At 76.4% G+C, this 7,246-nt stretch carries 4 protein-coding genes; 1 reads left to right on the top strand and 3 read right to left on the bottom strand.

What is annotated here, in order from left to right; translation table 11 throughout:
- Positions 1 to 183: 183 nt before the first annotated feature.
- Together AB0K34_RS33325 and AB0K34_RS33320 are read right to left on the bottom strand one after the other, a co-directional pair.
- Positions 184 to 663, bottom strand: coding sequence for a MarR family transcriptional regulator (locus tag AB0K34_RS33325; RefSeq protein WP_301178144.1), 480 nt, complete (start codon positions 661 to 663; stop codon positions 184 to 186).
- A 61-nt stretch (positions 664 to 724) separates the two neighbouring features.
- Positions 725 to 3,712 carry an FAD-linked oxidase C-terminal domain-containing protein gene (locus tag AB0K34_RS33320; protein WP_364552944.1) on the bottom strand — a complete coding sequence of 996 codons (2,988 nt, stop codon included), beginning with the start codon at positions 3,710 to 3,712 and terminating at the stop codon, positions 725 to 727.
- 167 nt (positions 3,713 to 3,879) lie between these two features.
- On the opposite strand from AB0K34_RS33320, the gene AB0K34_RS33315 reads away from it, so the two are divergent.
- A complete protein-coding gene (locus AB0K34_RS33315; protein ID WP_301178142.1) occupies positions 3,880 to 5,496 on the top strand; it encodes an MFS transporter in 1,617 nt (538 codons plus the stop codon).
- Here the strand turns inward: AB0K34_RS33315 and AB0K34_RS33310 are convergent.
- A complete protein-coding gene (locus tag AB0K34_RS33310) occupies positions 5,461 to 7,233 on the bottom strand; it encodes a glycoside hydrolase family 15 protein (RefSeq protein ID WP_364552942.1) in 1,773 nt (590 codons plus the stop codon). The two genes, AB0K34_RS33315 and AB0K34_RS33310, sit on opposite strands and share 36 nt — an antisense overlap.
- Between the last annotated feature and the right edge of the window lie 13 nt (positions 7,234 to 7,246).

The following is a 7,246-nucleotide window of genomic DNA, read 5'->3' as shown; positions in this document are numbered from 1 at the left end:
ACCGCGGCGAACAGCGCCTGCCAGGCGGGGGCGCCCCGGTCCGCGGCCGGCCGGTCGGGGGCGGGGCATCCGGGACCGCCTTCCGGTCGGGGGAAACGGCGTCACGGCAGCAGTACGCACGTCCCGGCGGCCGGGTTCGACGGGCGGCCCCAGAGGTCGGGCCCAGACGTCGGGCCCAGGGGGTCAGGTCCAGCCGAGCTGGGCGACGGCGGTGACCGGCGGCTCCCCGCCCGCCTCGGTGAAGGCGCGCAGCGCGGCGACGAGGGCGCGGCGCTGCCCGGCCGGCATGCGCGCGACGACCTCGGCGATCTCGGCGCGGCGGCGGGCGGTGACGTCGTCGACGATGCCGCGGCCGGCGGCGGTCACCTGGATGCGGACCTCGCGGCCGCTGCGCGGGCTGGCCTCGCGGCGCACGAGCCCGGCGGCGGCGAGCCGGTCCACCATCCGCATCGCGGTGGAGGGGTTGACCTCCAGCAGCCCGGCGAGCGTGACGAGCTTGGACGGCCCCTGCGAGGACAGCACGACCAGCAGCCGGAACTGCGGCAGCGTGACGGCGTCCTCGACGGCGGCCAGGGACCGCGCCGAGACCGCCACCAGCAGCCGGGAGGCGGTGAGCAGCGCCGAGGTGACCTCGTCGACGCCCGCGTCCGCGTCCTCGTTCATGACCACTTTCTACAGGGCCGGGCCCGCGCGGCGCCAACGCGCCCCGGACGGTTCCGGGCGGTCATCCGCGCCGCCGCGCGGGCAGCAGCTCGTCGAGCAGTTCGGCCAGGTGGCGGGGCCGGGCCCGGGTGCCGGCGGTGATCTGGGTGCGGCAGGAGAAGCCGTCGGCGAGCACCTCGGTGCCGGGCGCGGCGTCCCGGAGGGCGGGCCACACCCCCTGCTCGGCGATCTTCACCGACACCTCGTAGTGGCCGCGTTCGAAGCCGAAGTCGCCGGCGAGGCCGCAGCAGCCGGCGTCGAGGACGTCCACGTCGACGCCGGCGCGGGCCAGCACGCGCCGGTCGGCGTCGAAGCCCATGACGGCGTGCTGGTGGCAGTGGGGCTGCGCGACCGCGCGGACCCTCGGGGTGTCGAGCCCGGCGACGACGCCGTGCGCCGCGCCGGGCGAGGGGCCGCCGGCCTCCTGCTGGCGCTCGTCGAGCAGTTCGGCGAGGGTCCGGGTCCGGTCGCGCAGCAGCCGCGCGTCGGCGGCGAGGGGGTCGTCGTGCAGCAGTTCGGGCGCGTCCGCGCGGAACACGGCGGTGCAGGACGGCTCCAGCCCGACGACGGGGACGCCGTCGCGCAGCCGGGGCGCCAGCGCCCGGACGGTGCGGCGCAGCACCCGCGCGGCCGTGCCGAGCTGCCCGGTGGAGATCCAGGTCAGGCCGCAGCACAGCGGGGCGGGCGGCACCTCGACCCGGTATCCGGCGGCCTCCAGGACGCGGACGGCGGCCCTGCCGATGTGCGGGTGGAAGCTGTTGGTGAAGGTGTCGGGCCACAGCACGACCCGGTCGCCGCCGGGCCCGTCCGGCGCGGGGCGCCGCCGGAACCAGTCGGTGAACCGCTCGGCGGCGAAGCGCGGCATGTCGCGGCGGGGGTCGATGCCGCCGATCCGCTTGGCGGCGCGGCCGAGGCCGGGCAGGTGCAGGGCGGTGTTGGCGGCGCGGGGCGCGACCGCGGCCAGGCGCGCCCACACCGGCAGCCAGCCCATCGTGTAGTGCGCGGGCGGCCGGATCCGTCCCGCGTAGTGGTGGTGGAGGAACTCGGCCTTGTAGGTGGCCATGTCGACGTTGACGGGGCAGTCGCTGCGGCAGCCCTTGCACGCCAGGCACAGGTCGAGGGCGTTGCGGACGTCCTGCGAGCGCCACCCGTCGGTGATGACGGCCGCCTCGTCGCGGTCGGCCCCCGAGCCGCCGCCGGGCATGCCGCGCATCATCTCCATCAGGATGCGGGCGCGGCCGCGGGTGGAGTGCTCCTCCTCCCCCGTCGCCCGGTAGCTCGGGCACATGACGCCGCCGGAGGAGGCGCGGCACTTGCCGATGCCGACGCAGCGGGCGGCGGCGTGGGTGAACCGGTGGTGGTCGTCGGGGAAGGCGAACCGGGTGCGCGGCTCGGCGGGGCCGTAGGCGAGGTGGTCGAGGTCGTCGTCCAGCCGCCGCGGGTGGACGATCTTGCCGGGGTTCATCCGGTTCGCCGGGTCGAAGACCGCCTTGAACCGCTCGAACAGCCGGACGACCTCGGCGCCGAACATCAGCGGCAGCAGCTCGCCGCGGGCCTGCCCGTCGCCGTGCTCGCCCGACAGCGACCCGCCGTAGGAGGCGACGAGCCGGGCGGCGCGCTCGACGAACCGGCGGTAGGCGGCGGCGCCCTCGGGGTCCTCCAGGTCGAAGGGGATGCGGGTGTGGACGCAGCCCTGCCCGAAGTGCCCGTACAGGGAGACGGGCCCGTAGCCGAACTCGCGGATGAGGGCGCGGAAGTCGCGCAGGTAGTCGCCGAGCCGGTCGGGCGGGACGGCGGAGTCCTCCCAGCCCTCGTGGGTGTCGGGGCGCCCGGGCGGGTAGGCGGTGGCGCCGAGGCCGGCCTCGCGGACCTTCCAGAGCAGCTCCTCCTCGGCGGGGTCGCGGACGAAGGTGTGCCGCGGCGGGTTCGGCCCGGCCGCCACCCGCTCGATGAGGTCGCGGGCGCGCGCGTCGGCGGCCTCCTTGGTGTCGCCGCCGAACCGGACCATCAGCCAGCCGGCGCCGCCGGGCATGTCCTTGACCACGCGCGGCCCGGCCAACCGGTGCCGCTTGGCGAGGTCGAGGAGCCGCTCGTCCATGCCCTCCAGGGCGAGCGGCTCGGACGGCAGGATGCGCGGCACGGCGTCGCCGGCGAGGGCGATGTCGTCGTAGCCGAGGACGACCAGCGACTGGTGCGCCGGGACGGGCACCAGCTCGATCTCGGCGCGCAGGACAGTGACGAGTGTGGACTCCGACCCGACGAGGGCGCGGGCCACGTCGAAGTGCTTCTCCGGCAGCAGCGAGTCGAGGTTGTAGCCGGACACGCGGCGCGGGATGGCGGGGAAGCGGGTGCGGATCGGCTCCAGCCCGTCGTCGCGCAGCTCGCGCAGCGCCCGGTAGATCTCGGCGCGCCGGCCGCCCGCCGCCTGGATGCGGGCGTACTCCTCCTCGCCGGTCTCCCCCACCCACATCCGGACGCCGTCGTAGGTGAGCACCTCCAGCCGGACGACGGAGTCGACCATCTTCCCGTACGCCTGCGCGGACGCGCCGCACGAGTTGTTGCCGATCATGCCGCCGATCGTGCAGGTGTCGTGGGTGGACGGTTTGGGCCCGACCATCAGCCCGTGCCCGGACAGCTCGGCGTTCAGGTCGTCCAGGCAGGCGCCGGGCTCGACGACGGCGCGGCGCGCCGCGGTGTCGAGGGAGACCAGCCGCCGGCAGTACTTCGACCAGTCGATGACGACGGCGGTGTTGACGCACTGCCCGGCGAGGCTGGTGCCGCCGCCGCGCGACAGGACGGGCGCGCCGTGCTCGGCGCAGACGCGGACGGCCTCGGCGCCGGCCTCGACGCCGCGCGGCACCACCACCCCGATGGGCGGCCGCTGGTAGTTGGAGGAGTCGTGCGCGTAGGCCGCGCGCGATCCGGGGTCGAACCGGACCTCTCCGTCCACGCGCTCGGTGAGGGCGCGCCGGAGCGCGTCCCACTCCTTGTGCTTTGCCGAAACTGCCATGGCGCAACGCATACCCAGGGGGACGCACGCAACCGTCTGCCGTGCCGCACAGTGTCCACCATCGGCCCACTCGTCACACTGATCCCTGTAAATCCCTTTTGAGATACTTCACTCTTGATCATGTCGAGCCGGCCCACCCCTGGATCACCCGTCCTGGAGGGACGTCCATGCGAACACGGCACGCGGGCGGCATCGCCTTCGCCCATCCGCCGGCCTTCTGGGCCGGGTTCCTCGCCTGCGTGGCGGGGGTGCTGCTGCACCTGCCGATGTACATCGGCGCCGCGGACATGCACTACATGATGCGCGGCATGGCGATGGACGCGCCGATGACGGCCGGGATGGCGCTGATCGTGGCGGGCCTCGCCGCCACCGCCTACGGGCTGGTCCCGCGCGGGCCCGCCCCGTCCCGCGGCGCCGGGGAGCCGCGGATCCGCGCCGCGTACGGCGCGCCGCTGCGGCGCGCCCACATCGGGCTGCTGCTGGTGACGACGACGGCCGTGACGATCGACGCGATGAAGCCGATCTCGCTGTCGTTCGTGGCGCCGGGGATGGGCGCGGAGTACGGGCTGAAGTCGCCGCTGAACCCGGGCGGGCACTGGCCGGTCGCGCTGCTGCCGCTGTCCGGCCTGACCGGGACGGTGCTCGGCTCGTTCCTGTGGGGCTGGCTCGGCGACCGCATCGGGCGGCGGCCGTCGATCCTGCTGGCCGGGGTGATGTTCGTGACGACGGCGGTGTGCGGGGCGATGCCGTCGTTCTCCTGGAACCTGGTGATGTGCCTGCTGATGGGCGTCGCGGCGGGCGGGATGCTGCCGATCACGTTCTCGCTGCTGGCCGAGACGATCCCGGGCCGGCACCGCGGGTGGGTGATGGTGCTGATCGGCGGGAACCTCGCCCTCGCCTACGTCGTCACCAGCGCGCTGTCGTCGGCGCTCGTCCCGCACTACTCGTGGCGGATCCTGTGGCTGGTCGGGCTGCCGACCGGCGTCCTGCTGATCGCGCTGAACCGGTGGATCCCCGAGTCGCCCCGGTTCCTGCTCGCGCGCGGCCGGGAGGCCGAGGCGCGGCAGATCATGGCGCGGTACGGCGCCGTCGAGGAGACCGCCGCCGGGCGGGAGGCCGGGCGGGAGCCGGAGGCCGCGCACGGCGCGGGCTTCGGGCCGCTGTTCCGGCCGCCGTTCACCGGGCTGAGCCTCGCGGTGGTCGTGCTCGGCCTCGGGATCGGCCTGGTCACCTACGGCTTCCAGCTGTGGATCCCGTCCAACCTGCAGAAGCTCGGGCTGGCGCAGCAGGCCGCCGACCGGGCGCTGCGGGACTCGGCGGTGCTCGGCCTGCCGCTGGTGTTCGTCGCCGCCGCCATGTACGGGCTGTGGAGCGCCAAGAAGACCATCGTGGCGCTGACGGCGCTGGTCGCGGCGGCGCTGGCGGTGTTCTCGGTGGCGGGCGAGTCGCTCGCCCACGACCGGACGTGGCTGTACGTGCTGCTCGCGGGGCCGATCGTCGGCACCGCGACGATCGCGGCGGTGCTGGCCGCCTACAGCTCGGAGATCTACCCGACGCGGATCCGCTCGCGCGGCTCGGGCCTGTCGGCGGGGGTCGGCAAGCTCGGCGGCGTCGCGGTCACGGCGGTGCTGGCCGCGGGGGCGGCGGTCCCCTCGATCGGGCAGACGGCGCTGCTCGGCGCGGTGCCGCTGCTGGCCGCGGTCCTGGTGGTCGCGGTGTGGGGGGTGGAGACGCGGGCGGGGCGCGGCTCAGTCCGCGAGCCGGCTCGCGGTCTCCAGCAGTAGGGCGTGCACGAACGCCTGCGGGATGTTGCCGCGCAGCTGCCGCTGCCGGACGTCGTACTCCTCGGAGAACAGGCCGCTGGTCGCGCTGCCGGACCGGGTGCGCTCGAAGGTGCGCAGCGCGCGGGCGGTGTCGCCGGCGCGGTGCTCGGCGAGGGCGAGGACGAACCCGCAGAGGGTGAAGGCGCCCTCGGCGACGCCGAGCGGCTCGTCCCCGACCCGGTACCGGTAGACGAATCCCTCCTGGACGAGTTCGGCGCGGACGGCCTCCAGCGTCGCGGCGCTGCGCGGGTCGCCGGCGGGCAGGGCGCCGCGCAGCGGCGGGATGAGCAGGGCGGCGTCCACGCGGTCGTCGTCGGCCGCGCGCCGCCACCGGCCGCCGGGGGTGAGGGCCGTGCGGGAGGTCTCGGCGAGGATCGCGTCGGCGAGGGACGTCCAGGCGGCGGCGTCGGCGGGGCCGCCGAGGACGCGGGCGGCCTGGCGCAGCCCGGCCGCGCAGATCAGCCGGGAGTGGGTCCACAGCCGGTCCTCGGTCTCCCAGATGCCGGCGCCGGGCTCGTGCCAGCGGCGCGCGACGGCGTCCGCGGCGACGCGGGCGGCCTCGCGGGCGCCGGGTCCGGCCCGGTCGTGCTCGGCGGCGGTGGCGAGCAGCAGCAGCGACTCGCCGACGGCGTCGAGCTGCCACTGCGCGCTCGCCCGGTTGCCGGTGACGGCGGTGGCGCCGGGGTAGCCGGGGAGCGCGCTGGGGCGCTGCCCGGGCACCGCTCCCCCGGCGACGGTGTAGGCGGGGCGGAGCCGGTCGCCGTCGGCGAGGAGGCGCGCGGTGACGAAGCCGGCGGCGCTGCGCAGCACGTGCGGGGGGCCGCCGTGGGCGGCGACGGCGTGCCCGGCGAGGCACTGGTCGCGGATCCAGGCGTAGCGGTAGTCGAAGTTGCGGCCCTCGTCGGCGCGTTCGGGCAGCGCGGTCGTCGCGGCGGCGGCCATGCCGCCGGCGGCGCTGGTCAGCCCGGTCAGCACCCCGTAGGCCAGCCGGGCGTCGCGGGGCGCGGCGGTGTCGTCGCAGGAGGGGACGGCCGCCCGCCAGTCGCGCTCGGTGGCCTCCCACAGCGCGCCGGGGTCCAGGTCCGCCGGGGGCTCCCCGGCGGACTCGGCGGCGATCTCCAGCACCAGGTCGCGCGACTCGCCCTCGGCGAGGTCGAACGTCACGGCGAGGACGGCGCCGCCGTCGGCGCCCTCCCGCACGAGCGCCTCGCCGGCGCCGCGCCAGCGGATCCGGGCGCCGCCGGCGCGGGCCGTCCAGTACGGGTCGCGGTGGTGCAGGTCCCGCATGCGGGCGCCGCCGGGGCGCACGTCCAGCAGGGCGCGCAGCCGGGCGCCGCCGCGGACGGCGCGGCAGCGGCGCAGGACGACCGCGCGGTCGGGGAGGGCGGGGCGGGCCAGCGCCTCGCGGCACTCGACGATCGCGCCCTCCCCGGTCACCCAGCGGCTGTGCCAGATGAGGCCGCGGTCCTCGTAGTAGCCGCCCCACACGAACCGGTCGCACACCGGCCGGACGTCGTAGCCGCCCGGACCGCCGAGCAGGCCGGCGAAGACGGGCTCGGAGTCCCAGCGGGGGAAGCACAGCCAGGCCTGCTCGCCGTGCGGGCCGACGAGGATCCCGCGCTCGCCGTCGGCGATGAGGGCGTAGTCGCGCAGGGCCTTGGGCAGGGCGGCCAGCCGCGCCGAGGGGTCGGTCAGCATGGCCCTCCCCTAC

It is taken from the genome of Actinomadura sp. NPDC049382, from assembly GCF_040677125.1.
Taxonomy (GTDB): Bacteria; Actinomycetota; Actinomycetes; order Streptosporangiales; family Streptosporangiaceae; genus Spirillospora; species Spirillospora geliboluensis.
Note: the sequence above shows the minus strand (reverse complement) of the source record. Positions and strands in the feature narration are given on the sequence as shown.